At 44.3% G+C, this 506-nt stretch carries 1 pseudogene; it reads right to left on the bottom strand.

The features are described from left to right. Positions 1-506, bottom strand: a pseudogene (locus tag AC1MDJ_RS08595) (hypothetical protein); the annotation flags it as partial.

The following is a 506-nucleotide window of genomic DNA, read 5'->3' as shown; positions in this document are numbered from 1 at the left end:
AGAAGTTCCGCACTCTTCAAACTATAAATCAACTCCAAGTTATTGAGGGTGGGGTATAGTGCGCCATCCTTTATCTTGTTGCCGACAAATTGTTCTGAAAAGCGTGTAGTATCGCCTTTAGGGTGGTTTTCTTGGTATTTGCTCCATAGGAAACTACCGATAAAGCCTTTTGTTCCGCTTTCTTTTATCTGTGCCTTTAATTCCTCCGTTGCCTTTTTGAGTTTCCCGCCAGAGTCGCCCTTTGTCTCCTTGCGGTTGCTCTTAAAGCCACGTCTAATAGCCAAATGAAATAGAACACGTCCAAGCTCTTGCAGTGTTAGCTTTTCAGATAAAGCCTTGTCCCGTAATTCATAGGGGTTCTTGCGTTCATCCTTATCAGAGAACTGCATGTTATTAGCCCGCAATAGTGCTAACGTCTTTTCTTTGCGCAATAATATTCTGTCGTGACGCTTTCTAGCAGAGCGCGCATTCCGTCTTGCTACGCATAGTGGTTCATGCGACTTTGC

Source organism: Candidatus Termitispirillum reticulitermitis (assembly GCF_054655775.1).
Note: the sequence above shows the minus strand (reverse complement) of the source record. Positions and strands in the feature narration are given on the sequence as shown.